The sequence below is a fragment of the Sphingopyxis sp. genome (assembly GCF_035944815.1).
Taxonomy (GTDB): Bacteria; Pseudomonadota; Alphaproteobacteria; order Sphingomonadales; family Sphingomonadaceae; genus Sphingopyxis.
Genome location: NZ_DASZAU010000009.1, coordinates 189,233 through 214,599 on the forward strand (window position 1 = coordinate 189,233; position 25,367 = coordinate 214,599).

25 protein-coding genes and 1 other RNA gene are annotated in these 25,367 nt (G+C 64.7%); 10 read left to right on the forward strand and 16 right to left on the reverse strand.

Annotated features, from left to right (window positions below):
• Window positions 1-141 precede the first annotated feature (141 nt).
• Both VGU00_RS11815 and VGU00_RS11820 read left to right on the forward strand, forming a co-directional pair.
• Window positions 142-972: an alpha/beta hydrolase gene (locus VGU00_RS11815; RefSeq protein WP_327468701.1), complete on the forward strand. Its 831-nt coding sequence runs from the start codon at window positions 142-144 to the stop codon at window positions 970-972.
• Window positions 973-1,079: 107 nt separating this feature from the next.
• On the forward strand, window positions 1,080-2,477 hold the full coding sequence (locus VGU00_RS11820) for a methyl-accepting chemotaxis protein (RefSeq protein ID WP_327468703.1): 1,398 nt from the start codon (window positions 1,080-1,082) through the stop codon (window positions 2,475-2,477).
• Here the strand turns inward: VGU00_RS11820 and VGU00_RS11825 are convergent.
• The 8 genes from VGU00_RS11825 to VGU00_RS11860 all read right to left on the reverse strand — a co-directional run bounded on the left by VGU00_RS11825 (window position 2,468) and on the right by VGU00_RS11860 (window position 10,343).
• Window positions 2,468-2,893, reverse strand: a complete 426-nt coding sequence (locus VGU00_RS11825; protein WP_327468705.1) for a GFA family protein — start codon at window positions 2,891-2,893, stop codon at window positions 2,468-2,470. The genes VGU00_RS11820 and VGU00_RS11825 overlap by 10 nt on opposite strands.
• Window positions 2,893-3,738, reverse strand: a complete 846-nt coding sequence (locus VGU00_RS11830; protein ID WP_054730929.1) for an AAA family ATPase — start codon at window positions 3,736-3,738, stop codon at window positions 2,893-2,895. Before VGU00_RS11830 ends, VGU00_RS11825 begins: the two co-directional genes overlap by 1 nt.
• A gap of 103 nt (window positions 3,739-3,841) precedes the next feature.
• On the reverse strand, window positions 3,842-4,516 hold the full coding sequence (locus VGU00_RS11835; RefSeq protein ID WP_327468708.1) for a DUF6975 family protein: 675 nt from the start codon (window positions 4,514-4,516) through the stop codon (window positions 3,842-3,844).
• Window positions 4,517-4,774: 258 nt separating this feature from the next.
• On the reverse strand, window positions 4,775-5,071 hold the full coding sequence (locus tag VGU00_RS11840; RefSeq protein ID WP_327468710.1) for a PspC domain-containing protein: 297 nt from the start codon (window positions 5,069-5,071) through the stop codon (window positions 4,775-4,777).
• A gap of 378 nt (window positions 5,072-5,449) precedes the next feature.
• Window positions 5,450-7,471, reverse strand: coding sequence for an RNA polymerase sigma factor RpoD (gene rpoD / locus VGU00_RS11845; RefSeq protein WP_327468712.1), 2,022 nt, complete (start codon window positions 7,469-7,471; stop codon window positions 5,450-5,452).
• 38 nt (window positions 7,472-7,509) lie between these two features.
• A complete protein-coding gene (gene dnaG / locus VGU00_RS11850; RefSeq protein ID WP_327468714.1) occupies window positions 7,510-9,396 on the reverse strand; it encodes a DNA primase in 1,887 nt (628 codons plus the stop codon).
• Window positions 9,393-9,782, reverse strand: a complete 390-nt coding sequence (locus tag VGU00_RS11855) for an endonuclease domain-containing protein (protein WP_327468715.1) — start codon at window positions 9,780-9,782, stop codon at window positions 9,393-9,395. Before VGU00_RS11855 ends, dnaG begins: the two co-directional genes overlap by 4 nt.
• A 108-nt stretch (window positions 9,783-9,890) precedes the next feature.
• Window positions 9,891-10,343 (reverse strand): GatB/YqeY domain-containing protein, encoded by a 453-nt coding sequence (locus VGU00_RS11860; RefSeq protein WP_327468717.1) that lies wholly within the window; start codon window positions 10,341-10,343, stop codon window positions 9,891-9,893.
• A gap of 131 nt (window positions 10,344-10,474) precedes the next feature.
• Here VGU00_RS11860 and carA point away from each other — a divergent pair, with 131 nt between their 5' ends.
• The 5 genes from carA to VGU00_RS11885 all read left to right on the forward strand — a co-directional run bounded on the left by carA (window position 10,475) and on the right by VGU00_RS11885 (window position 16,670).
• Entirely contained in the window at window positions 10,475-11,647 is a 1,173-nt protein-coding gene (gene carA / locus VGU00_RS11865) for a glutamine-hydrolyzing carbamoyl-phosphate synthase small subunit (RefSeq protein ID WP_327468719.1), read from the forward strand.
• Window positions 11,644-12,144 carry a hypothetical protein gene (locus VGU00_RS11870; protein WP_327468721.1) on the forward strand — a complete coding sequence of 167 codons (501 nt, stop codon included), beginning with the start codon at window positions 11,644-11,646 and terminating at the stop codon, window positions 12,142-12,144. The genes carA and VGU00_RS11870 overlap by 4 nt, the downstream gene beginning before the upstream one ends.
• Window positions 12,128-15,448: a carbamoyl-phosphate synthase large subunit gene (carB, locus tag VGU00_RS11875; RefSeq protein ID WP_327468723.1), complete on the forward strand. Its 3,321-nt coding sequence runs from the start codon at window positions 12,128-12,130 to the stop codon at window positions 15,446-15,448. Before VGU00_RS11870 ends, carB begins: the two co-directional genes overlap by 17 nt.
• A 96-nt stretch (window positions 15,449-15,544) precedes the next feature.
• Window positions 15,545-16,021 (forward strand): transcription elongation factor GreA, encoded by a 477-nt coding sequence (greA, locus tag VGU00_RS11880; protein WP_327455418.1) that lies wholly within the window; start codon window positions 15,545-15,547, stop codon window positions 16,019-16,021.
• A 13-nt stretch (window positions 16,022-16,034) separates the two neighbouring features.
• Complete coding sequence (locus VGU00_RS11885; RefSeq protein WP_327468725.1) at window positions 16,035-16,670, forward strand: rhomboid family intramembrane serine protease; 636 nt, start codon at window positions 16,035-16,037, stop codon at window positions 16,668-16,670.
• A gap of 167 nt (window positions 16,671-16,837) precedes the next feature.
• On the opposite strand, the gene VGU00_RS11890 is transcribed toward VGU00_RS11885, so the two are convergent.
• Genes VGU00_RS11890 through VGU00_RS11905 form a run of 4 tightly spaced genes read right to left on the reverse strand, consistent with a single transcriptional unit; the run spans window position 16,838 to window position 19,527 of the window.
• The gene (locus tag VGU00_RS11890; RefSeq protein WP_327468727.1) at window positions 16,838-17,383 is read right to left on the reverse strand and encodes an NUDIX hydrolase; all 546 of its coding nucleotides are present in this window, start codon (window positions 17,381-17,383) and stop codon (window positions 16,838-16,840) included.
• A gap of 13 nt (window positions 17,384-17,396) precedes the next feature.
• Window positions 17,397-18,077, reverse strand: coding sequence for a TPM domain-containing protein (locus VGU00_RS11895; RefSeq protein WP_327468729.1), 681 nt, complete (start codon window positions 18,075-18,077; stop codon window positions 17,397-17,399).
• 12 nt (window positions 18,078-18,089) lie between these two features.
• Entirely contained in the window at window positions 18,090-18,902 is an 813-nt protein-coding gene (locus tag VGU00_RS11900; protein WP_327469823.1) for a TPM domain-containing protein, read from the reverse strand.
• A 28-nt stretch (window positions 18,903-18,930) separates the two neighbouring features.
• A complete protein-coding gene (locus VGU00_RS11905; protein WP_327468731.1) occupies window positions 18,931-19,527 on the reverse strand; it encodes a LemA family protein in 597 nt (198 codons plus the stop codon).
• A 123-nt stretch (window positions 19,528-19,650) separates the two neighbouring features.
• Between VGU00_RS11905 and mscL the strand changes: the two genes are divergently transcribed.
• Window positions 19,651-20,067, forward strand: coding sequence for a large conductance mechanosensitive channel protein MscL (gene mscL / locus VGU00_RS11910; RefSeq protein WP_327468733.1), 417 nt, complete (start codon window positions 19,651-19,653; stop codon window positions 20,065-20,067).
• Window positions 20,068-20,097: 30 nt separating this feature from the next.
• Window positions 20,098-20,453, forward strand: a transfer-messenger RNA (tmRNA) gene (ssrA, locus tag VGU00_RS11915).
• A 48-nt stretch (window positions 20,454-20,501) separates the two neighbouring features.
• Here ssrA and VGU00_RS11920 read toward each other — a convergent pair.
• Window positions 20,502-20,912, reverse strand: a complete 411-nt coding sequence (locus VGU00_RS11920) for a helix-turn-helix domain-containing protein (protein ID WP_327468735.1) — start codon at window positions 20,910-20,912, stop codon at window positions 20,502-20,504.
• Window positions 20,913-20,981: 69 nt separating this feature from the next.
• Here VGU00_RS11920 and VGU00_RS11925 point away from each other — a divergent pair, with 69 nt between their 5' ends.
• Complete coding sequence (locus VGU00_RS11925) at window positions 20,982-21,605, forward strand: cation transporter (protein ID WP_327468737.1); 624 nt, start codon at window positions 20,982-20,984, stop codon at window positions 21,603-21,605.
• 6 nt (window positions 21,606-21,611) lie between these two features.
• Here the strand turns inward: VGU00_RS11925 and rhaT are convergent, their stop codons facing one another.
• Genes rhaT through VGU00_RS11940 form a run of 3 tightly spaced genes read right to left on the reverse strand, consistent with a single transcriptional unit; the run spans window position 21,612 to window position 25,253 of the window.
• A complete protein-coding gene (rhaT, locus tag VGU00_RS11930; RefSeq protein ID WP_327468739.1) occupies window positions 21,612-22,673 on the reverse strand; it encodes an L-rhamnose/proton symporter RhaT in 1,062 nt (353 codons plus the stop codon).
• 22 nt (window positions 22,674-22,695) lie between these two features.
• A complete protein-coding gene (lldD, locus tag VGU00_RS11935; RefSeq protein WP_327468741.1) occupies window positions 22,696-23,838 on the reverse strand; it encodes an FMN-dependent L-lactate dehydrogenase LldD in 1,143 nt (380 codons plus the stop codon).
• Window positions 23,835-25,253, reverse strand: coding sequence for a carbohydrate kinase (locus VGU00_RS11940; protein WP_327468743.1), 1,419 nt, complete (start codon window positions 25,251-25,253; stop codon window positions 23,835-23,837). Before VGU00_RS11940 ends, lldD begins: the two co-directional genes overlap by 4 nt.
• Between the last annotated feature and the right edge of the window lie 114 nt (window positions 25,254-25,367).

Sequence of the window (25,367 nt, forward strand, 5' to 3'; positions counted from 1 at the left end):
ATGACGATATTGGAAGAATTCATGGCCAGTCGCCGGTCGTTCATGGTCGCCGGCGGCGCCATGGCGATCGCCGGCAGCCTTTCATGGCCCGGCGCGGGTTTCGGTGCCTCTCTCCCTTCCGCCAACCAAGGAGCACATCCGATGAATTTCATTACCGCAGCCGACGGCGTGCAGATTTTTTACAAGGATTGGGGACCACGCGATGCCCAGCCGCTCGTCTTCCATCACGGCTGGCCGCTGACCGCCGACGAATGGGACAACCAGCTGCTCTTCTTCCTCGCACAGGGTTATCGCGTGATCGCGCACGACCGGCGCGGCCATGGCCGTTCGACCCAGACCGACACGGGGAACGACATGGACACCTATGCCGCCGACGTCGCGGCGCTGGTCGCCGCGCTGGGGCTCAAGGGCGCGGTGCATATCGGCCATTCGACCGGCGGCGGTGAAGCCGCGCATTATGTCGCGCGCGCACGGCCGGGTACGGTTTCGAAACTGATCCTCGTCGGTGCCGTGCCGCCGGTGATGGTCCGGAAGGCGAGCAACCCGGGCGGCCTGCCGATCGAGGTCTTCGACGGGTTCCGCAAGGCGCTCGCCGCCGATCGCTCGCAATTCTACCTCGATATCGCCTCGGGCCCCTTCTACGGCTTCAACCGCGATGGCGCGAAGATCAGCAAGGGGCTGGTCCAGAACTGGTGGCGCCAAGGCATGGTCGGTAGCGCCAAGGCGCATTATGACTGCATCAAGGCTTTTTCCGAAACCGACTTCACCGAAGATTTGAAGGCAATCGCGGTCCCGACGCTGGTCATGCACGGCACCGACGACCAGGTCGTTCCTTATGCGGACTCGGCGCCGCTGTCGGCGAAGCTGCTCGCGAAGGGCGTGCTCAAGACCTACGAAGGCTATCCGCACGGCATGGCGGCGACCAACGCCGACGAGATCAACGCGGATATGCTCGCCTTCATTCGCGGATAAGGATTGTGCCGGGGCGAGCCTCCGCTCGCTCCGGCCGCCTTCCATTGACGCCCCGTTAACCAATCTCCGGCATAGCTCGTCGATCATCCAGGGACGTGGGCAAGCCAATGAAATTCGATCCGATCAACCCGGCCGCACAACTGCTCGACCAGTCGGTTGCAAGCGACTGCGGCGAACTGGCGGTGGGTTGCAGCGACGCCGCGGGACGGATCAAGCGTTCGACCGAGCAGATGGAGCGCCAGATCGGCGAGCTTGGCCGGCTCGAGGAATATGTCGTCAGCCTCGAGGCCGATCAGCGCCAGATCGCCGATTCGACCGATGAGGCGAAGCTGTTGTCGGCGCGTGCGTGCGAACAGCTCGATGCCGGGGCCGAACGCGTCAACGCCGCCGTTACCGAGTTCCGCTCGGTCATCGATCTTGTCGCGCGCCTCGGCACGCACGTCACCAATTTCGCCGCGGTGATGGAGCAGGTGCAGCAGGTGAGCCAGTCGATCGAGTCGATCGCCAAGACCACCAACATGCTGGCGCTCAATGCCGCGATCGAGGCCGAGCGCGCGGGCGATGCCGGCCGGACCTTTGCGGTCGTCGCGGCCGAGGTGAAGAAGCTTGCGCAGAATACGCGCGGCGCGACCGACGAAATCCGCCGCAGCATCGGCAGCCTCGCCGCCGAGGCGAGCGGGCTTGTCGCGGAGATCCAGACCGGCGTCGAACAGTCGAGCCGCGCCGAGGCGCAGTTCGAAACGATTACCGACGCGCTGCACGACGCGACGCATCTCGTCGCGCTGCTCGACGACCAGAGCGACCGGATCGCGCAGTCGAGCGCGATGGTGCATGCCAATGGCGCGAAGGTACGCGAGGCGCTCGACAGCGTCGTCACGTCGGTGCGCGACAATAGTTCGACCCTCGACGGCACCCGCGATTCGATCCTGTCGATGGAGCATGTGTCGAACCGCATGTTCAACGCAGTGATTTCGGCGGGGGTCAGCCCACAGGATTCGGCGATCGTCGAACTGGCAGCGAAAGTGCGTGACGAATTCGTCGGTCTTGCCGAAACCGCGATCGCGCGCGGCGAGTTGACGACGGAGCAGCTTTTCGATGTGAATTATGTGCGCGTTCCGGGCTCGAACCCCGAACGCTTCCGTACCACGCTCTGTGACTGGGCAGATGCCAACTGGCGTCCGCTGTTCGATCGTATCGTCGCGAGCCACCCCGAGATCAAGATGTCGTCCGCGGGCGATATGAACGGTTTTTTGCCTACCCACATCACCGACTGCTCGCGCGCGCCGACCGGCGAACTCGAACATGACACCGCGCACTGTCGAAACGGTCGCATTCTGCTCGACGAAACCGACCTGGCGGCCAAGCGCAGCACCGCGCCCTTCTTCATGACCGTCTATCGCCAGGAAGGCGACGGCATCAATTATCTGACGGTGCGCAACGTCTATATGCCTGCGGTGATCAACGGTCGCCGCTGGGGCGACGTCGAGGTTGCCTATCAGCTCTGAGGGCCGGGCGGCGCCGGCGGCTGCGCCGGATATCGATCCATGGCCGGATCGATCGTCGCCCAGGCGGGCGCTTCGCTCGTCCAGATCGCCATCGTGGGTTTCAGATCATGCGGCTGGTCGAGTACCCCGAGACGCACCACGCGCATCTGGGGCCGCGCCGACGAGGCGCTGAACATCGGCGTGCCGCATATAGGGCAATGCGACCGGGTCAGCGTATTGCCGCTGTCGGCGATATAGCTATCCGATGCCAGAATCCCGTCTACGACGATATCTTCGGTCCGGAAGATGGCATTGTGCGTCGCGCCGCCTGCTGCGATCTTCTGGCAGCGCCCGCACCAGCATTGGCGAACCGCGAGCGCCTCGCCGTCGATACGAACCTGGACCGCGCCGCACGAACAGCGGCCGGTGTAGCGCATCAACTGCCCTGACGGCGCGCCATGAAGGCGAGCTTTTCGAACAGCATCACATCCTGCTCATTCTTGAGCAGCGCGCCGTGGAGCGGCGGGATCGCCTTGCCGACGTCGCGGTTCTGGAGCACCTCGAGCGGCATATCCTCGTTGAGCAGCAGCTTGAGCCAGTCGATCAGCTCGCTGGTCGAGGGCTTTTTCTTGAGGCCGGGGACTTCGCGAACCTCATAGAAGATGTCCATTGCGCGGCTGACGAGCGTCTTCTGGATTCCGGGGAAGTGAACCTCGACGATCTCGGCCATCGTGTCGCGGTCGGGGAATTTGATATAATGGAAGAAGCAACGACGCAGGAAAGCGTCGGGCAATTCTTTCTCGTTGTTCGAGGTGATGACGACGATCGGGCGCTCCTTTGCGACGATTGTCTCGTCGGTCTCATAGACATGGAACGCCATGCGATCGAGTTCCTGAAGCAGGTCGTTCGGGAATTCGATGTCGGCCTTGTCGATCTCGTCGATCAGCAGGACGGGGAGCTTGGGCGAGGTGAACGCCTCCCACAATTTGCCCTTGCGGATATAGTTGCGGATGTCGTGGACGCGCTCTTCGCCGAGCTGGCCGTCGCGCAGGCGCGCCACCGCGTCATATTCGTAAAGGCCCTGCTGCGCCTTCGTCGTCGATTTGATGTTCCAGGTGATCAGCGGCGCGTCGAACGCCTTGGCGATCTCTTCGGCGAGCACGGTCTTGCCGGTGCCGGGTTCGCCCTTCACGAGCAGCGGACGGCGCAGCAAGGTCGCGGCATTGACCGCGACCTTCAGGTCGTCGGTGGCGATATAGGCGCTGGTACCTTCGAAACGCATCGGCTCGCAGCCTTTCCCTTAACGTGAACGTCAAGTAGGCATAGCGGCGACGGGGAAGCGGTGCAAGCGGACTCCCGTTCGAGGGCGCGCCGCGCGCGTACGGTCAGGGGTGGACGCGGCTCGCGGCGCGAACCGACATCAGGTCCCACAGGCCGCTGTGCTGGGTGATCAGCTGCTGCGCGCCGAACACCATCGCGCGCTCGACCGCGGGGTTGCCGTCGGCGACCGTGCCCGCCAGCCGTGCGGTTTCGCGCAGGTCGGGAAGGGCACAGGTCGGGGGTGCCAGATCGAGCCGTTGCGCGCTGATATCGAGCAGGACGCGGATCGTCCGCCAGTCGAGCGTCAGCGCGATCGCCGCGCCGACCGCGCAACCATGGCGATCCGATTCCGCGAGCATGTCGATTGCCTTGCGCTGCGCGGCGACCGCGGCTTCGCACTGGGCCTGCCCCTGCGTGCTCGGCACCGGGCCGACCGCCGAGGCGATCTTCGACAGGAAGGCGCGTTCGAGGGCAAATGCGTCGGCTGCTTCGTCCATCCATTGGCGCGATGCGGGATCGACCGCCTTGCGTGCGGCATTGTCGATCACGCCCGGATGGCGGCCGTGGAGGAGGCAGAGGAAGTGTACGGCATCGGCGAGATTGCGCATCGCCTCGGGGCCGTTCGACAGCGCGCCCGAGCGGACGTGCGGGTGCGCGCCGGTGCCGTCGCTGGCGACCAGCGAATCGAGCATTTCGGCGACGCCGCGCGTCTGCAGCTTGGGCTGTGTCGATGGGCTCAACGCTCGATCCTCGCTGTGGTTGGGCGCCGGGCCCAAGCCGATGGAATGTCAGCGATCGGTCATAAGCCAACGTCGTAAACGTCGCGTTTATAAGCGGCGGATCGATCCGAATTTTTCCTGTTCCAGTCAGGGACAAGTCCGCCGGAAGGCAAGGGGGCCGGCAAGCACCGGGGAGAGCTTGCCGGCCCCGTCTATGGCGCCGGGGCGCCATCGGAGCGGAGAGGCCAGACGGGGAGAGGGATGCCCGGCCGGTACCGCTCAAGCTGCGAGCGCGAGTTCCTCGACCTTGTCGGTCTTCGGCGCTTCGGTTTCGATAGCATTCAGCGCGGGCTGGGCCGGCGCTGCCGTCTTCGCGGGGAAGATCAGCCGCGATGCGAGCACGACGAGACCGAGCGCGAAATAGGCCATGAAGGTCTGCGCGGGGAAGAAGAAGAGCGGCGCGATGAACGCGAGGCGGAGCCACAGGGGGTTGAAGCCAAAATCCTGGCCAACGGCCTCGCAGATACCGAAGAAGGTGTCGCGGCGGCGGAAGAGGTTGGTGGTTTCGTTTTCCATTTTTTCGTCTTTCCCTTTGGCTGCGGGCATCGCCCCGTGCCGATGTCGAAAGCATCGCAAAGGCCGTGCCAATTTGTGCAGTCCCTCGAATTTCCGGGCTTTTCCTGTCTCGCCCCGACAGGCTTCCCTTCAGTCCTCGTGAATCCTTTCCCAACGAATGGGAACAGTTGCCATTTGATGGGTCACGCCTGAACCGATCATGAAGCCCTCTGCATCGCGACGACGGGGGCTATCTGGGGCGCGAAGATGAAGATTTAAAGAAGGCGCTGCCGAAAAATTGTGCGGCGCAGCATCGGATCAAGACTTTGATCCAAAGTGCAAAATAGAACGCCCCGCCGGTGAGGGCGGGGCGTCTGATGTTTCGAGGATCCGAAGGGCTTACTGGTCGAGGAAGCTGCGCATCTTGCGGCTGCGCGACGGGTGCTTCAGCTTGCGGAGCGCCTTCGCCTCGATCTGGCGGATACGTTCGCGCGTCACGCTGAACTGCTGACCCACTTCTTCGAGCGTGTGGTCGGTGTTCATGCCGATGCCGAAGCGCATGCGGAGAACACGTTCCTCGCGCGGGGTGAGCGACGCCAGGACTCGGGTCACCGTTTCCTTGAGGTTCGACTGCACCGCGGCATCGACCGGGATGACGGCGTTCTTGTCCTCGATGAAATCGCCGAGGTGGCTGTCTTCCTCGTCGCCGATCGGCGTTTCGAGGCTGATCGGCTCCTTGGCGATCTTCATCACCTTGCGAACCTTTTCGAGCGGCATCGACAGGCGCTCGGCCATTTCCTCGGGCGTCGGCTCGCGGCCGCTCTCATGGAGGAACTGGCGGCTGCAGCGCACGAGCTTGTTGATCGTCTCGATCATATGGACCGGGATACGGATCGTACGCGCCTGGTCGGCGATCGATCGGGTGATCGCCTGCCGGATCCACCAGGTCGCATAGGTCGAGAATTTGTAGCCGCGGCGGTACTCGAACTTGTCGACCGCCTTCATCAGGCCGATATTGCCTTCCTGGATGAGGTCGAGGAACTGCAGGCCGCGGTTCGTGTACTTCTTGGCGATCGAGATCACGAGGCGGAGGTTCGCTTCGACCATTTCCTTCTTGGCGATGCGCGCCTCGCGCTCGCCCTTCTGGACCATGTTCACGACGCGGCGGAATTCGGTCAGGCTCATGCCCGCCGCCTGCGCGATTTCCGAAATCTCGATGCGGATGCGGTCGACCGCGCCGCCTTCATTCTCGGCGAAGGCAGCCCATTTCTTGTCGATCGTCCCGACGTCCTCGAGCCAATTCTCTTCGAGCTCGCGCCCGACATAATTGTCGAGGAACGACTTGCGCGGCACCTTGTGGCGCTCGGCGAGACGCAGCATCTGGCCGCCGAGTGCGGTCAGGCGGCGGTTATAGCTGTAGAGCTGGTCGACGAGATATTCGATCTTGGTGCCGTGGAACTGCACGCTCTCGACCTGCGCGGTGAGTTCTTCGCGCAGCTTGTGGTACTTCTTTTCCGACGCTGCGGGGAATTCCTCGCCGCCAGAGAGCGATTCGAGGCGCGCTTCCTGCAGCTTCGAGAAGGCCTTGAAACTCTTGGTGATGTTCGCGAACTTCTCGAGCGCGTCGGGCTTCAGCAGCTCTTCCATCGCCGCGAGGCTGAGGGTGTTGTCTTCCTCGTCTTCCTCGAAATTCTCGCGCTTGCCCGACGAGCCTTCGCCGTCTTCGTCGTCGCCGTCGGCCGAGGGTTCTTCCTCGACCTCGTCCTCGTCCTTGAACGAGACGCCGGCGGTCTTTTCGCTGATCTCGCCATCGTCCTCGGCGCCTTCCTCATCGAGGTTTTCGGGCGCCGGGTCCTTCGACAGCATCGCTTCGAGATCGACGATCTCGCGCAACTGCATGTCGCCATTGTTGAGCGCGGTCGACCAGTCGATGATTGCGTTGAAGGTCAGCGGGCTTTCGCACAGCCCGAGGATCATCGTGTCGCGGCCTGCCTCGATACGCTTCGCGATCGCGATTTCGCCTTCGCGGCTGAGCAGTTCGACCGCGCCCATTTCGCGCAGGTACATGCGAACGGGATCGTCGGTGCGATCGACCGTTTCCTTCTTCTTCTCGATCGCGGGGTTCGACACCGACCCCGTGCCGGCGCTGACGTCGACATCGTCGTCGGCTTCCTGGTCGGCCTCTTCCTGCACATCCTCGTCGCTTTCGACGATGTTGATGCCCATGTCGGAGATCGCCGACATGATATCCTCGATCTGCTCGGACGACATCTCGTCCTGCGGCAGCGCCGCATTCAGCTCGTCGTAGGTCAGGTAACCGCGCTTCTTGCCGCGCGCGATCAGCTTTTTGACGTCGGCCTCGTTGAGGTCGATCAGCGGGGCGTCGGTATCGGTTTCGGCGGCGGTGTTCTTGGTGGCCATTCTTGTTCCTTGCCTTGGGGCAATAAGGGGTTTCGGTTCTAGGCGCCGCTTTCGCGTAACGCCTGGAGCCGGTGCATCAGGTCTTCATCCATCGCCCGCAGCCGGTTCTGCTCCGCGATGGATTGGTCATCGAGTCTGGCCCTGGCGATCTCATCGGCTTGCAAACGACGCATTTTCAGCTCCGCCTGCGTGTTTACGAGAGAGATGAACTCCGAAAGTTCCCTCTGCGCCCGATCATGATCGATGGCCTCATTCTTCTTCGGCGAGCGATTGAATGAGAAGTGCATTCCATCGGCTCGGAGCAATGTCGTCGCCCTATTATACACTTTCATTGGCTCCAATATGGCAAGCAACCCCTCGCAATCAAGCCCTTCCTGCCGCATCGCGATGTCAAGCATCGCGTCGAGCAGTTCGGCGTCGGCCGGATCGCCGATCGACAGTCGCGCCAGTTCCTCGTCGTGGCGCCGGATAACCGCGGGATAGCGCAGCAATCCGCCGATCAGCGCGGCGATCAGCGGTGCCGCGATCCCGGCCTGCCCGATGAAACGCGTTTCGTCCGCCGGAGGTTGCAACCGCGGATCGGGCGCGAAGCGACGTCCCCCTCCACCGAATCCGCCGCGCGGCGCGTTCGGGGTCCAGGGCTGGCGCACGCCGCGCTCAGGCTGTTTGCGCGCGAACAGCGTGTCGAGCCGTTCGCGAAACGCCTCGCGGTAATGGTGTCGCACGTCGGCATCCTCGATCGCGTCGGCGTGCGCGAGCAGGCGCGTCTTGAGCGCGGCGCGTTCTTCGGGCGTCGCGAGCGGCCCGGCGGCGACCTCGTGCGCCCACAGGCGCTCGACGAGCGGCTGCGCTTCGTCCAGGATGTCGACGAAGCCCGAAGCGCCCCGCGCGCGGACGAGGTCGTCGGGATCCTGTCCCGCAGGCAGCGTTGCGAAGGCAAGACTGAAGCCCGGGCGGAGGAGGGGCAGCGCGCGCATCGCGGCGCGCATCGCGGCCTTCTGTCCTGCGGCGTCGCCGTCGAAGCAGAGCACCGGCACGGGCACCATGCGCCAGATCATCCCGAGCTGGTTTTCGGTGAGCGCGGTGCCGAGCGGCGCGACCGCGTCGGCGATCCCCGCCTCGGCGAGCGCGATCACGTCCATATAGCCTTCGACGACGATGATCCGGTTCGTCTGCCGCGACGCGGGGCTCGCCTTGTCGAGATTATAGAGCGTGCGCCCCTTGTCGAAGAGCGGCGTGTCGGGCGAGTTCAGATATTTGGGCTCGCCGTCGCCGAGGATGCGTCCCCCGAACGCGATCACCCGACCGCGCGCGTCGCGGATCGGGATCATCAGACGGCCGCGGAAGCGGTCGTAGGGCTCCTTGTCGTCGACTGCGATGAGCATTCCCGCCTCGACGAGCATCGCGGTCGGGAATTTCTTGAGCGCTTCCTTGAGCGCACTCCGGCTCTCGGGCGCAAGGCCGAAGCCGAACGCCTTGCGCGTCGCCTCCGAAATACCGCGCTTGGCGAGATACTCGCGCGCGGGCGTACCGTTGCTGCTGCCGAGCTGCTGCGTGAACCAGTCGGCGGCCGCCTGCGTCACGTCGCGCAGGCTCGCCTGCTCCTCGGCCTTTTTCGCGGCGCGCGGATCGGCGGCCGGAACCTCCATGCCGGCTTCGGCGGCCAGCTCCTTCACCGCGTCCATGAAGCTGAGGCCGCGCTGGTCGGTCATCCAGCGGATCGCATCGCCATGCGCGCTGCAACCGAAGCAGTGATAGAAGCCCTTTTCGTCGTTGATCGTGAAGCTTGGCGTCTTCTCGTTATGGAAGGGGCAGCACGCCTTATACTCGCGCCCCGCGCGCGTGACCTTCACCGTCCGCCCGATGAGCGTCGACAGCGTGATCCGCGAGCGGAGTTCGTCCAGCCATTGCGGGGTGAGGGTCAAGCTTCCCCCTCCCGCTTGCGGGAGGGGTTAGGGGAGGGCATGTCCGCAAGCACGCGTTCGATTTCAATCACGACGCCTTCGATCCGCTCCAGCACATCATTGTTCCAGAACCGGATCACTCTATATCCCTGTGCTTCCAGATAGGCCGTGCGCGCTCGGTCTTTTTCTACATCAACCGCGTGCTGGCCGCCATCGACTTCGATGATGAGTTTGGCCGACCGCGAGACAAAATCACAAATGAACGGGCCGATCGGAAATTGGCGATTGAAGCGGATGCCGACTACTTTGCGTGCGCTCAATTGCTCCCAGAGTTTCCGTTCCGCTGGAGTAGCGTTCAGGCGGAGTTCGCGGGAGCGCATGGTCGGTCGTTTGTAGCCCTTATCCAAACAGGCCCTCCCCCGACCCCTCCCGCAAGCGGGAGGGGAGAATATGCGCTCGCGGCCCAGCCAGTTCCCCTCCCGCTTGCGGGAGGGGCTAGGGGAGGGCGTGTCTTCTTACGAGAGCGCCGCCTTCACCCACCCACTCGCCTTGCTCATGTCGAGCTGGCTGCCGAGCCGGTCCTTCACCGCGGCCATCACCTTGCCCATGTCCTTCGGGCTCGTCGCGCCAAGTTCGTCGACGATCGCCTTGATCGCCGCGGTCGCATCGGCCTCGGAAAGCTGTGCGGGCAGGAAATCCTCGATCACGACGACCTCGGCCGCCTCGATGTCGGCGAGTTCCTGGCGGCCGCCCTGTTCGTACATGGTGATCGATTCGCGGCGCTGCTTGACCATTTTCTGCAGCACGTCGGTGACGAGCACATCGTCGTCGGCCGGCGCGGTGCCGGTGCGGAGCTCGATGTCCTTGTCCTTGATCTTGGCCAGCATCAGCCGGATGGTGCCCAAACGCGCCTTGTCGCCGGCTTTCATCGCGGCGACCTGCGCAGCCTTGATGTCGTCACGAATCATGCGTGTCCCCATGCGCTGCAAATTTCGGAAAGGCCCTCTCTAGCGAGAAGTTTCCTAATCCGATAGCTTGTGAATCACTTTTTTGCCTCCTACTTGGTCGGCCGTTTAGCCCCCCGTCCGGAGCATTTTGAATGGCACCTGCCAACCCCTCTGCCGCGCCTGCGGCCCAGCCCTCGGGCGCCACCGGCGTCCTTGTCCTTGCCGATGGCACGATCCTGTGGGGCGTGGGTTACGGCGCGAGCGGCGCTGCTGTGGGCGAGATTTGTTTCAACACGTCGATGACGGGTTATCAGGAAATCCTGACCGACCCCTCCTATGCGGGGCAGATCGTCACCTTCACCTTCCCGCACATCGGCAATGTCGGCGCGAACCCCGAGGATATGGAACGCGGCGTCCACGGCGCGCTCGGCGCGATCACGCGCGAGCTGCCGACGCAGCCCAGCAATTTCCGCAGCGTCCAGACGCTTCCCGAATGGATGGCCGAACAGGGCGTGATCGGGCTCGCGGGCATCGACACGCGCGCGCTCACCCGCCGCATCCGCGACGCGGGCGCGCCGAATGGCGTGATCGCGCACAGCCCCGACGGCAAGTTCGACATCGACGAACTGCTCGCCATGGCGCGTGGCTGGGCGGGGCTCGAGGGCATGGACCTTGCGAAGGCGGTCAGCCGCACCGACACCGGCGACTGGACCGGCGGCGCGTGGACGCTGGGGCATGGCTATGCGACCGAGGACGGCGGCGAGCGGCCGCATGTCGTCGCGATCGATTATGGCGCAAAGGACAATATCTTCCGCAACCTCGTAAAGGCCGGCGCGCGCGTCACCGTGGTCCCCGCGACCGCGAGCCTCGAAGAAGTGCTCAGCCACAAGCCCGCGGGCGTGTTCCTGTCGAACGGCCCCGGCGACCCGGCCGCGACGGGCGATTATGCGGTGCCGGTGATCCAGGGCCTGCTCGAACGCGACGTGCCGATCTTCGGCATCTGCCTCGGCCACCAGATGCTCGGTCTCGCGGCGGGCGCAAAGACCGTGAAGATGCATCAGGGCCACCGCGGCGCGAACCATCCGGTTCAACGTGCCGAGGATGGCGTGGTCGAGATCACCAGCATGAACCACGGCTTCGCGGTCGACGCATCGACCTTGCCCGCGGGCGTGGTCGAAACGCACAAGAGCCTGTTCGACGGATCGAACTGCGGCATCGCGATCACCGGCAAGAACGCATTCAGTGTGCAATATCACCCCGAGGCCAGTCCGGGCCCGCAGGATAGTTTTTACCTGTTCGAGAAGTTCGTGGGTGGGTTGGGGTGAATCGCTCTGCGCTCCTTTGGATGCTGGCAGGCGCCGTACCCGTTGCATTGGCGGCGGCGGCCGCCAATCTGTGGCCGCAAGGGGCGGAACCAGAGCGACTGTATCTGCGAATTGCTGATGATAACTACGATTTACCAGCCAATTATCCGTGGGAAAAGGTTGGGGCCTTCAGTGCGATGTTGGCTAGGAAATGTGGGATCAATCGTTTTGAAACTGATTCAATCGGTCTTCATCACACAGGATCAACATTTGTTTCGATAGATGCGGTTCCGACCGACAGGCTTGATTGTTTGATCGGGGAAGCCCGCATCAATGGAATGACCATTTCCGTTTCCCGAGGGACAGCCCCGACGACGATTGAATGCCTGCCGGGACGCCCCTCGAGATTCCAACCACCAGAAAATATCGACCCCGAGGCGGTCTTCCGCTGTGAACGCCTCCGCAAAAAGCAGCAAGATCGACTGCCGACGAAAGAAAATAATGCCCAAAAGAACTGACATCCAATCCATCCTCGTCATCGGCGCCGGCCCGATCGTTATCGGCCAGGCGTGCGAGTTCGACTATTCGGGGACGCAGGCGATCAAGGCGCTGAAGGAGGAGGGCTATCGCATCGTCCTCGTCAACTCCAACCCGGCGACGATCATGACCGATCCCGACCTCGCCGACGCGACCTATGTCGAGCCGATCACGCCCGAGATCGTCGCGAAGATCATCGCGAAAGAGCGCCCCGATGCAGTGCTGCCGACGATGGGCGGGCAGACCGCGCTCAACACCGCGCTCGCGCTCGCGCAGGACGGCACGCTCGCCAAGTACGGCGTCGAGATGATCGGCGCCGATGCCGAGGCGATCGACAAGGCCGAGGACCGGATCAAGTTCCGCGACGCGATGGACAAGATCGGGCTGGAAAGTGCGCGCTCGGGCATTGCGCACACGCTCGACGAGGCGTTCGCGGTGCTCGAACGCACCGGCTTGCCGTCGATCATCCGTCCCAGTTTCACCATGGGCGGCACCGGCGGCGGCATCGCGTATAACCGCGAGGAATTCGAACATATCGTCCGCGGCGGCCTGATCGCCTCGCCGACCACCGAAGTCCTGATCGAGGAATCGCTCCTCGGCTGGAAAGAATATGAGATGGAGGTGGTGCGCGACCGCAAGGACAATTGCATCATCATCTGTTCGATCGAAAATGTCGATCCGATGGGCGTGCATACCGGCGACAGCATCACCGTCGCGCCGGCGCTGACGCTGACCGACAAGGAATATCAGATCATGCGCAACGCGAGCATCGCGGTGCTGCGCGAGATCGGCGTCGAAACCGGCGGGTCGAACGTCCAGTTCGCGGTCAATCCCAAGGACGGCCGCCTGATCGTGATCGAGATGAACCCGCGCGTGTCGCGGTCGTCGGCGCTCGCATCGAAGGCGACGGGCTTTCCGATCGCCAAGGTCGCCGCGAAGCTCGCGGTCGGCTACACGCTCGACGAGATCATGAACGACATCACCGGCGTGACCCCGGCGTCGTTCGAACCGACGATCGACTATGTCGTCACCAAGATCCCGCGCTTCGCCTTCGAAAAGTTCAAGGGCGCCGAGGCGACTTTGTCGACCGCGATGAAGTCGGTCGGCGAGGTGATGGCGATCGGCCGTACCATCCATGAATCGATGCAGAAGGCGCTGCGCGGGCTGGAGACCGGCCTCTCGGGCTTCAACTTCGTCGACCGCCTCAAGGGCGCGAGCCACGACCAGCTTCGCAACGAACTGGCGCAGCGTACCCCCGACCGGCTGCTCAACACCGCGCAGGCGATCCGTGAAGGACTGCCGCTCGCCGACATCAACCGTGTCGCGGGCTACGACATGTGGTTCCTCGAACGCATCGCCGAGATCGTCGCCGCCGAACAGGATGTCTGCGAAAACGGCCTGCCGCGCGATGCCGAGGGGCTGCGCAAGCTGAAGGCCATGGGCTTTTCGGACAAGCGCCTTGCCTATCTCGCGCTCCAGTCGGCGAACCTTCGTCCCGGATCGCGGCAGGCGACCGCGCGCGGCAGCGGCCTGATCCACGAAGCGGTGAAGGCGATGACCGGCGGCGTCACCGAGGCCGAGGTGCGCGCGCTGCGCCACAAGCTCGGCGTGCGCCCGGTGTTCAAGACGATCGACACCTGCGCGGCGGAGTTCGCTGCAAAGACGCCCTATCTCTATTCGACCTACGAAGCCCCGACCTTCGGCGAGCCCGAAAATGAGGCGAACCCGTCGGATCGCAAAAAGGTCGTCATCCTCGGCGGCGGTCCGAACCGGATCGGGCAGGGGATCGAGTTCGACTATTGCTGCTGCCACGCCTGCTTCGCGCTCGAAGAGGCGGGCTATGAAACGATCATGGTCAACTGCAACCCCGAGACGGTGTCGACCGACTATGACACGTCGGATCGCCTCTATTTCGAACCACTGACCGCCGAGGACGTGCTCGAAATCCTGCACGTCGAGATGTCGAAGGGCGAACTCGTCGGCGTGATCGTCCAGTTCGGCGGGCAGACGCCGCTCAAGCTCGCGCAGGCGCTGGCGGAGGCGGGCATCCCGATCCTCGGCACCTCGCCCGATGCGATCGACTTGGCCGAAGACCGCGAGCGCTTCGCCGCGCTGGTCAACAAGCTCAGCCTCAAGCAGCCCGAAAACGGCATCGCGCGCAGCCGCGAGGAAGCCGTCGCGGTCGCGGCGCGCATCGGTTATCCGGTGCTGACGCGCCCCTCCTATGTGCTCGGCGGCCGCGCGATGGAGATCGTCGACGACCAGGCGCAGCTCGAAAATTATATCGAGACCGCGGTGCAGGTGTCGGGCGACTCGCCGGTGCTGATCGACCGTTATCTGCGCGACGCGATCGAGGTCGATGTCGACGCGCTGTGCGACGGCACCGACGTCGTCGTCGCGGGCGTGCTCCAGCATATCGAGGAAGCCGGGGTGCATTCGGGCGACAGCGCCTGCTCGATCCCGCCGTACAGCCTGTCGAACGAAATCGTCGCCGAGATCGAGCGGCAGGCCGATGCGCTGGCGCGCGCGCTCGAAGTGCGCGGCCTGATGAACATCCAGTTCGCGGTCAAGGGTGACGAGGTCTATCTGATCGAGGTGAACCCGCGCGCGAGCCGCACGGTGCCTTTCGTCGCGAAGGCCGTCGGCTCGCCGATCGCCAAGATTGCGGCGCGCGTGATGGCGGGCGAGAAGCTCGCCGACCTGCCGAAGATCAACCGCGACATCGACCATGTCGCGGTCAAGGAAGCGGTCTTCCCCTTCGCGCGCTTCCCCGGCACCGACCCGGTGCTGTCGCCCGAGATGAAGTCCACCGGCGAAGTCATGGGGATCGACAGCAATTTCAACCTTGCGTTCGCCAAGGCGCAGCTCGGCGCGGGCGACCGCCTGCCGACCGACGGCCGCGTCTTCGTGTCGGTGAAGGACAGCGACAAGCCGCGCATCCTTGGCGCGGTGAAACAGCTGACCGACTGGGGCTGGAAGGTCGTCGCGACCGGCGGCACCGCCGACTATCTGGCGAGCGAGGGCATCGAGGTCGAGCGCGTCAACAAGGTCGCCGAAGGCCGCCCGCACATCGTCGACCGGATCAAGGACGGCGACGTCCAGCTGATCTTCAACACGACCGAAGGCTGGCAGTCGTTGCAGGATTCGCAGTCGATCCGTGCCTCGGCATTGGCGGCCGACATCGCCTATTATACGACCGCCGCGGCAAGCGATGCGGCGACGCAGGCGATCGGGGCGCTCCGCGCGCATAGTCTTGAAGTAAAGCCGCTTCAGGACTATTATTGAAGATACCGCTCCACCCCCCGACATTGACGGAACAGCGGCGCAGCCGCCCGGCGAAGTTTCGCTGGCGCTGGATTATTGACGAAGGACAACAGGATAATGGCAAGCGTTGAAAAGGTGCCGATGCTGGCAGAAGGCTATGAGAAGCTGAACGCGCAACTCGCGACCCTCAAAGCCGAACGCCCGCTGATCGTCGATGCGATCGAGGAAGCGCGTGCGCATGGCGACCTTAGCGAAAATGCCGAATATCATGCAGCGAAAGAACGTCAGGGCCAGGTCGAAGCGACGATCGGCGACCTCGAGGACAAGCTGTCGCGCGCGCAGGTGATCGATCCGACGACGCTGTCGGGCGACCGCATCGTGTTCGGCGCGACCGTCACGCTCGCCGACGAGGACGACAAGCCCGTCCGCTACCAGATCGTCGGGCAGGCCGAGGCCGACGCCAAGGACGGCAAGATCAGCTATAATTCGCCGCTCGGTCGCGCGCTGATCGGCCGCCGTGTCGACGACGAGGTCGAGGTCACCGTGCCCGCGGGCGACAAATATTATCTGGTGACCAAGATCGAATTCATCTGACGGGACCGGCGCGATGAAGCCGCAGGATGCTCCGCTCGTCACGGGGTACGCGCTCGCTTGCGTCGCGCTGTTCGTCATCCTGTCGATTACGGGATATGAGCCGCAGGCGTTTATCGGCGCGGGCTTCATTCCCGCGCGCTTCGGCGCCGAGTTGATCGCGCCGCCGGGGACGGTACTTCCCTTCTTCCTGACGCCGCTGAGTTCGGCCTTCCTGCACGGCGGGGTGATGCACCTCGTCTTCAACCTGTTCGTGCTGCTGTTCGTCGGTCGCCAGCTCGAGGCGCCGCTAGGTGCAAAGGTGATGGCGGTCCTGCTCGTCGCCGGGGCCTATGCCGGCGCGTTCGCGCAATTTCTGGCCGATCCGCAGTCGAGGGTGCCGATGATCGGCGCCAGCGGCGCAATTTCGGCGGCGATTGCGGTGTTCGCGCTGATATACGGCCGGTCGCGAGCAAGGGCGATCGGGCCGATTTCCCGCTACTCGGTGCACGCGCTGTGGCTCGCCGCGGCCTGGATCGTCGTTCAGTTGCTCGTCGGTTTTTCTGGCGGCGGCGGCTTCGGCGCGGTCGCCATCTGGGCGCATGTCGGCGGCTTCCTCGCCGGACTGCTGCTGACGCGCCCGCTGCTGCGCTGGCGGTTCGGCGGGCGGTAGCGACTGATCAAGCGAATGTCGGCTTTGGGGTAGTGAACGGACGTTCGTTCAACCCACTTTCGTCGTCCCGGACTTGATCCGGGATCCACGATTTCAGCGCTGCGATGGATCCCGGATCAAGTCCGGGGTGACGACGCAGGATCGATCAGCGTCCGGTCGGCCGGTCGCTATCCCGCCAGCAATCCATCCGCCAGCAACAGCGCCACCCGGACGTCGACCCCACAGCCCTCGGCGCGTTTCGCCGCGATAAATTCCTCGATCCCGGCCAGCGGGACGCGGTGGACGGCGATATCCTCGCCCTCGACTCCGCCGCCGTCGCCGACCCTGGTCAATTCGGTCGCGACGAGCAGGGTGAAGCTCTCGCTGACCATGCCGGGCGAGCTGTAGAATTCGCCCACCGTGCGCCAATGGTCGGCGCGATAGCCGGTTTCTTCCTCCAGCTCGCGCGCGGCGGCAATTTCGGACGCTTCGCCCACGGTCTCGTCCCCGACCAGCCCCGCAGGCAGTTCGAGGCAGCGAACCTTGAGCGGCACGCGATATTGTTCGACCAATATGACATGGCGGCCGTCGTCGGCCTCGTCGATCGCGAGGATCACCGCGGCGTGGATGCCGCGCGAGCGCGAGACATATTCCCATGTGCCCTGTTGTTTGACGGTGATGAAGCGGCCTTCCCAGCGCGTTTCGATCGGGGTGTCGGCGCCGGGGCGGCTCATGTCTTTTCCTTCGTCAAAGTTCGATCAGGCGGTCGGGGAGTTCGTTCGGGTTTTCGCTGCCGCGCGGGAAATGTTCGGCCAGCACGATGCCCATCTGGCGCACTGCCTCGGCCATGCCTTCGCCGGGTCGTCCGGCGCGGACATGGTCGATCAGTGCCACCATCGCATCGCCCCACACCTCGGCCGATACTTTCGCTGCAATCGCCTCGTCGGCGACGATATCGGCACGATGTTCCTTGAGGCTGAGATAAAGGAGGACGCCGGTTCGTCCCGCGGTCTTGCCCTCGGTGCCGACCTTGAACAGGTCGATCGCGCGGGCACGCACGCGCTGCGCCTTGATCGCGCGCGGGGTCAGCGCCATCCGCAGCGGCCGCCACAGCAGGATCAGCCACATGCCGATCCATTTGATCACGCCGATGGCGATCACCGTCCCAAGCCATTGATTGGCCGTCAGCTCGTGCCCCCAGCCGCCAGTCAGCCGGTCGTAGAGGCCGCGATAAAATTCGGGAAACAGCGCGATCACCGACATGGCGACAAAGGCAACGATGCTCGCCCAGACCAGGGCGACATCGTCATAATCGTTCGATTTTGCGGCGACGACGGCGACGATTTCGCCGCTCGTATGCGCCTCGGCCGCCGCGACCGCGGCGGTGACGATATCATGGTCGGCTTCGCTGACGTGGCTGACTTTCATGGCTGCATCCCCCTACCAGCCGCCCGAGGCGCCGCCGCCCCCGAACGATCCGCCGCCGCCCGAGAAGCCGCCGAAACCGCCCCCGCCGCCACCCCAGCTCGATCCGCCGCCGCCCCACGAGGAACCGCCGCCGCTGCCGCCGCCCCAGTCGTCGCCGCCCCAGATGATGATCGGCGCATCCCATGGCCGGCCCTTGCGCCGTTTCTTGCCGCGCCGGCCGAGGCTGGAGAGCATCGGCAGGATGAAGAAGAAAAAGACGATGAAACCGATGAAGAAAAGCCCGCCCCAGTCGCCGTCGTCGGCGCGGTCGCGTTCGGCGGAATCGGCTGCCGCCGCGCGCGCCGCGGCTTCTTCGGGCGGCAGCTGGATCTGCTGCGCGATCGCGTTGACGCCGTCGCGGATGCCGCCGGGATAATCGTTCGCCTTGAACTTCGGCGTCACGACGTCACGGATGATCCGGCCCGACAGCGCATCGGTGAGGATCGGTTCGAGGCCGTAACCGACCGAAATATTCATCCGCCGCTCGTTCGGCGCGATCAGGAAGACGACACCGTCGTCCTTCTCGGCATCGCCGATCTTCCACTCGCGGCCGAGCTTGTAGCCATAGTCGGCGATGTCATTGCCATCGAGGCTGTTGACCGTCGCGACGACCAGCTGGTGCCCGGTCGTCTTCTCCAGCTGTTCGAGCTGGATGTCGAGATCGGCCTCTTCGGCTGCCGGAATGATCTCGGCCTGATCGACGACGCGCCCGGTCAGTTTGGGAAACGTCTGAGCGGATGTCGGCGCCGAGAGCAGCAGCAGCCCGGAAAGGGCGGCTGCCGCCATCGGACGGAGCAGGGCGGTCAGGCCCACCTTACTGGCCGAAGTCGACCTTCGGCGCCTGATTGGCGTTCGGGGTGACGGCGCGATACGGCGTCATCGGCTTCGCCCCGTGGACGATCTTTGCCCCGATGATGTCGGGGAAGGTCCGGATCGTCGTATTATAGTCCTGCACCGCGGCGTTATAGTCCTGTACCGTCACGTTGATGCGGTTTTCGGTGCCCTCGAGCTGCGTCATCAAGTCGGCGAAGCGCGCCTGGCTCTTGAGGTCGGGATATTGTTCGACGGTGACGAGCAGGCGGCCGAGCGCGCCCGACACATTGCCCTGCGCCTGTTGGAAAGCCTGCACTTTGGCGGGGTCGTTGAGGTCGTCGGTGCTGAGCTTGACCTGCGTCGCCGAAGCGCGCGCCTGGATCACGCCTTCGAGCGTCGACTGTTCGATCTTCGATGCGCCCTTGGCGGTTTCGACCAGATTGGGGATCAGGTCGGCGCGGCGCTGGTAAGCGGCCTCGACATTCGCCCATTTGGCCTTCGCGGCCTCTTCCTTGGTGGGAACACTGTTAATGCCGCAGGCGGACAGGCTCATCGCGGCGACGGGCAGGATCAACCAGCGGGCGTTACGATAGGTCATGGTCACAAAACTCCCTCCGGCGGCGTTTTGCCGCAACAATACAGATAATAGGAAGCTGCTTGCCTTTGTGCAATCGTCGCGGCAGGTTCGAGGCACGGAAGCCAATATCCGGGGAGCAGCAAGATGTTGAGCGAGTTCAGGGAATTTATCGCGCGCGGGAATGTCATCGATCTCGCGGTCGGTGTCATCATCGGCGGCGCCTTCGCGACGATCACCGGATCGCTGACCGAAGATCTGATCATGCCGCTGGTCGGCTGGATTTTCGGCGGGGTCGATTTTTCGAGCAAGTTCATCCTGCTCGGCAGCGTGCCCGACGGGATCGCAGCGACCGACTATGCCGCGCTAAAAAAGGCCGGGGTGGCGATGATCGGCTATGGTGCCTTCATCACCGCGGTGATCAATTTCCTGATCCTCGCCTGGATCATCTTCCTGCTGGTCAGGGCGGTGAACAAGGTGGTGCGCAAGGCGCCCGACGCGCCGGCGGGGCCGACCGAGGTCGACCTGCTGACGGAAATTCGCGACGAACTCAAAAAGAAGTAGTTCGGCGTCCACGACAAAATGCCCGCCTGCGCTCTTTCCAAGCGCGGGCGGGCTTCCTATATAAGTCGTGCCGGTTTCGGTCGGCTATGAGGATAAATGGTGTCGTGGAATAGACACAGCGGACCCGGGGGCAGTACCCGGCGGCTCCACCACAAACCCGTGCTTCTTTTGGGGCGCGCGGGCTTCTGACGGGGCCGAACCAGGATCGACGTGTGTTCAAAGACGATGTTTTCTTCCGGGCTGAGTAACCCGTTAAAGGCTCAAAACCAATAAGTGCTAACGATAACGAAGCACTCGCTCTTGCTGCCTAACCGATAAGCCTCACGGCCTAAGGTTAGACAAATAGAACGCGGTTCGGACCGAACCGGGCAACAGAATCGGATACCAGCGGCTGGGGACGAGCCGGGCAACAGAATCGTCCCACCTTTCCCAAATCAATGCGCGCTTTCGCAGTGGCGGTGATCGCCGAGCGCTTCGATCACCCGGCAATCGCCCGCGAGCCCGCCGCGGCATCGCCCGACGATGCGCGCCAGCTCGTTGCGTAATGCAGTCAGCTGCGCGATCTTTGCCTCGACCTGTTCGAGATGCGCGGTCGCGATGCGGTCGGCCTCGCCGCAATCGCGCGCGGGATCGTCCGACAGGTCGAGCAGCGAGCGGATTTCCTCGATCGTGAAGCCCAGATCGCGCGAATGGCGCACGAAGCTGAGGCGCGAGCGGTGCGCGTCGCCATAGCTGCGATAATTGGCCGCCGTCCGGTCGGGCGCGGGAAGCAGGCCGATGCGCTCATAATAGCGGATGGTTTCGATGTTGGTGTCGGTGGCACGCGACAATTCGCCGATTTTCATCGCTTGACCCTGTAGTTGCTACAGGGTGCATATAGGGTGCCGACTCGAAGATGATAGGAGAATTCGGCGATGGCCGACCAATGCTGTGCCGGCAAAAGCGGCAAGACCGCACTCAACGACCCCAAATGGCGGCGGATCCTGTGGATCGCGCTCATCATCAACGCCGCGATGTTCGGCGTCGAGATTGTTGCGGGCGTCGCGGCGGATTCGCGCGCGCTGCAGGCCGATGCACTCGATTTCCTTGGCGACAGCGCCAATTATGCGATCAGCCTCGGCGTCGCGGGCATGGCGCTCGCCTGGCGCGCACGCGCCGCCTTGCTGAAGGCGGGGACGATGCTTGTCTTTGGCCTCTGGGTCTTCGGATCGGCGGTCTGGGGCTTCGTCACGGGATCGGCGCCGCATGCCGAGACGATGGGGCTGATCGGCGCGCTCGCGCTCGCGGCCAATGTCGCCGTCGCGCTGATGCTCTATCGTTACCGGACGGGCGATGCGAACATGCGGTCGGTATGGATCTGCTCGCGTAACGATGCGATCGGTAATATCGCCGTGATGGGCGCCGCGCTCGGCGTGTTCGGCACCGGACGGAGCTGGCCCGACCTTGCCGTCGCCGCGATCATGGCCGCACTCGCAATCTGGGGCAGCATCGAAGTGTTCCGGCAGGCGCGCGGCGAGCTTGCCGCCACGCCTGCCTGAGACCCGTCAGGCGAGGCTGTTGCCAAGCCCGATCACGACGGTCGAGGCGACGAGCACCGCGATGCCCAGCCACACCAGCGCGCGCGTGCGCTGGCCCGCGGGCGCCCACTCCTTGAGCGCGAAGCCCCAGAGCGTCGAGAAGAGGATGATGCTCGCCATGTGCAGCGTCCAGCTCGAAAAACCGAAGCGCCCCATCTGGCTTTCGCCCATCGTGTAGAAGAAGAACTGGAAATACCAGAGCGTCCCGCCGAGCGCGGCGAGGCCATAGTTGAGCGCGAGCGGCGGCTTTTCGGTCGCACCGGGCGCCGCTTCGCCGGCGAATTGCCGCACGCTGCGGTTGCGCTCGATCAGGATGCCGCACCAGATGAGGTTGGTGGTAAGCCCGCCGAGCAGCACGACGCAGAGCACGGGAAGGCCCTGCCATAGCGGCGCGGTCCCGGCGGCAAGCGTGAGTTCGCGGATCGGCGCGCCGGCGTCGAGACCCCATGCGAAGCAGCCCGACATGATGCCCGAAAAGACCGCGATCGCGAGGCCCTTGCGGAGATTGAACTCGGACGTGCCGGCCTCGGCGATCGCCGCGTCCATCTCGCGTTCCTTGCGGCGCCCCGCCTGCGCGACGATGACGATCCCAACCAAGGTGATCGCGATGCCGAGGAACACCGTCTGCCCGCTCGTCGTCGCGAACAGCTCGCCCAAGGTGCCGCGAAAGATCGGTGGCCCCATCGTGCCGATCACCGTCGTGAGCCCGAGCGCGACCGCCATGCCGAGCGAGAGGCCGAGGTAGCGCATGGTGAGCCCGAAGGTCAGCCCGCCGAGCCCCCACATCGCGCCCCAGAACCAGCACCAGAACCAGATATCGCCGGGCGTGCGGCTGAGTACGCCGATCAGGTCGTGCGTCTGGATCGACGCGAACAGCCATGGCGCGATCGCCCATGAGAAGATGCCGCCGGTGATCCAGAAAATCTCCCACGACCAGGCGCGGATGCGTTTGTACGGCACATAAAAGCTCGCCGACGACAGTCCGCCCAGCCAGTGAAAGAACACGCCGAGCAGCGGGTTCGCATCCATCCCTTTTCTCCCCTCACAACCCTCAGGCGGCTAATGTGTCCGGCCCGATCCTGTCCACTCCGGTTACCCCCGTCAGCGCCATCGCGACGCGCATTTCGGCCTCGATCAGGTCGAGCACATGCCGCACGCCGCGTTCGCCGTCCGCGGCCAGCGCGAATGCCCACGCGCGGCCGAGCAGTACGGCCTTTGCGCCAAGCGCAAGCATCCGCACGACGTCGAGCCCCGATCGCACCCCGCCGTCGGCGAGGATGGTCAACCGGTCGCCGACCGCATCGGCGATCGCCGGCAGCGCCCGCGCGACCGACGGCACCCCGTCGAGTTGGCGCCCGCCATGGTTCGATACGATGATTCCGTCGACCCCGGCTTCGGCGGCAAGGCGCGCATCGTCGGCGTCCAATATGCCCTTGATGACGATCGGGCCCTTCCAACGCGCGCGCACGAAATCGAGATCGCGCCATGTCACGCCTGGATCGAAATTATCTTTCATCCAGCCAAGGAAGTCCTCAAGTCCCGATCTGGGGCCGAGCAAGGGCGCGACATTGCCAAGCTGGTGGGGCCGACCGCGGACGCCGACGTCCCATGCCCATCCGGGCCGACGCATCGCCTGGCCGACGCGGCGCGCCTGTCCCGCAATGCCGGAGGCGCCCGAAAGCCCCGAACGAACGTCGCGATAGCGCGCCCCGGGAAGCGGCATGTCGACGGTGAAGACCAGCACCGGGCAATGCGCTGTTCTCGCTTCGTCGAGCAATGACTGCATGAAGCCGCGATCGCGCACCATGTAGAGCTGGAACCAGAAGGGCACCGGCGAGCCGCGTGCGACTTCGGCGAGCGAGCAGGCCGACACGGTCGACAGCGTGAAGGGCACGCCCTTCGCCGCCGCCGCGCGCGCCGCCTGCACCTCGCCGCGCCGCGCCGCCATGCCGGCAAGCCCGATCGGGCCGAGCGCGACGGGCATCGCCAGTTGCTGGCCGAGCAGCGTCGTCGTCAGGTCGATCGCCGCTACATCGTTCAGCACGCGCTGGCGCAGCGCAACGTCCTGCAGGTCGGCGATATTGGCGCGCAGCGTGCGCTCGGCGTAGGAACCGCCGTCGAAATATTCGAACAGGAAATGCGGCAGGCGCCGCCGCGCCGCTTCGCGGTAATCGCCGATCGATGCAGGTTTCACGCGGCGGTTTCCATCCGTTCGCTTTCGCGGCGCCACCGCGCGCGATAGGCGGCGAGGTCGGCGTCGAGAGGCTGCACCAGCTCGAGCGGCTCGACCGGCGGCAGCGCGGCGTCGAGCAGGCGCAGCGCGCCATAGGACACGTCGTTATGCGCCTTGCCGACATAGACGCGAAGGTCGGGGCGCAGCGCGGCGAGCGCGCGCACAAAGACCTGTCCTTCGGCAAAGCGGCCCTCGATCAGCAGTCGCTCCTGCGTCCCGACGAGGTCGAGCGCCGCGTCGGCGAGGAGCGCGGCATAGAGCGATACCGCCGCCCGCCGCCGCTCGGATCCCGTGGGTTCGGCAAGCCAGCCCCCGCGCCCGCGCGGGAAGGGGCCGAAGCCGGGTGCAAGGCTCGGCAACACCATCGCGCCCGCCGCCAGCACGTCGGGCAGCGCAGCGAGCAGTGCGGGCTGGTCGGGTGCAATATCAATCCGCCGCGTGTCGAGGCCGATCAGCGTCTCGATCTCGCGGCCGCCCATGAAGCGCGCCGACGGGATCGGTTTGCCAAAGGCATCGACGTTGATCAGGCAGTCGCGTCCTTCGTCGAGGCGCCCGATGTCGACCGACGCGGCATCCTTTGGCGATCGCATTGCGACGAACCAGGTGCCGGTCGAAAGGACGGTCGATTCATGTTCCGCGATTTCGGCAAAGCCGCGCGCCGCGAGCAGGGCGGCATTCGAATCATGGAGCCCGCAATGCACCTCGGTGTCGGTCGGCAGGCCCGTCGTCGCGGTCCACGCCGGCGTCAGCCTGCCAAGGATGTCGCCGGCGCGGTGCAGCGGCGCGAGCCTGTTCGCCCAGCCGCGCCGTTCGGCAAGCTGCGACGGCGTGCCGGCGATGGGGTTCCAGAGGTCGGAGTGGCAGCCGAGGCTGGTGACTTCCGACGCGGCGACGCCGCTCAGCCGCCAGCTCCAATATTGCGCCCAGGGCAAGATCCGGGTGCCGTGCGCCAGCGACGGATCGAGATGTTCGAGACGATACAGCTGGGCGCCGAGGTTGAGGCCGTCGGGCAGGCAGGGCGAGCCGGTTTCGGCGAACGCGCCGCGCTCGGCGTGGTAGGCTGCGCGAAGCGGGGCGGGCATCGCCTCTTCATAATCGATCGGGGGACAGGCCAGCCGGTCGTCGCGGATGATTGCCACGCCCGCACCATGCCCGACCGGGATGATCGCCCCGACATCGGCGAGTGTGCCGAAATAACGGAGCACCTCGGTCGCCCAGAGCTCGATCCCGGCGGTATCGAGCGCCATATAGTCCGCTGTCCTGACGCGCTCGTTCGGCCGCACGCGCCGTTCGATCAGCGCGCCGTCGGGCGACCAGAGGCTGAGCTTTGCCAGCGTTTTCCCGACATCGAGGACTATGGTTGCGCGACCCCTCATTCCTCTCCCTCTTGCTTCGTTGCGACCGAATTTGATCGAACTTTATCGAAACTGATTGCAGAGCGCCAGCCTTTTCGATACATGGCGTGCCATAGTCGAAACAACGAGTTTCCT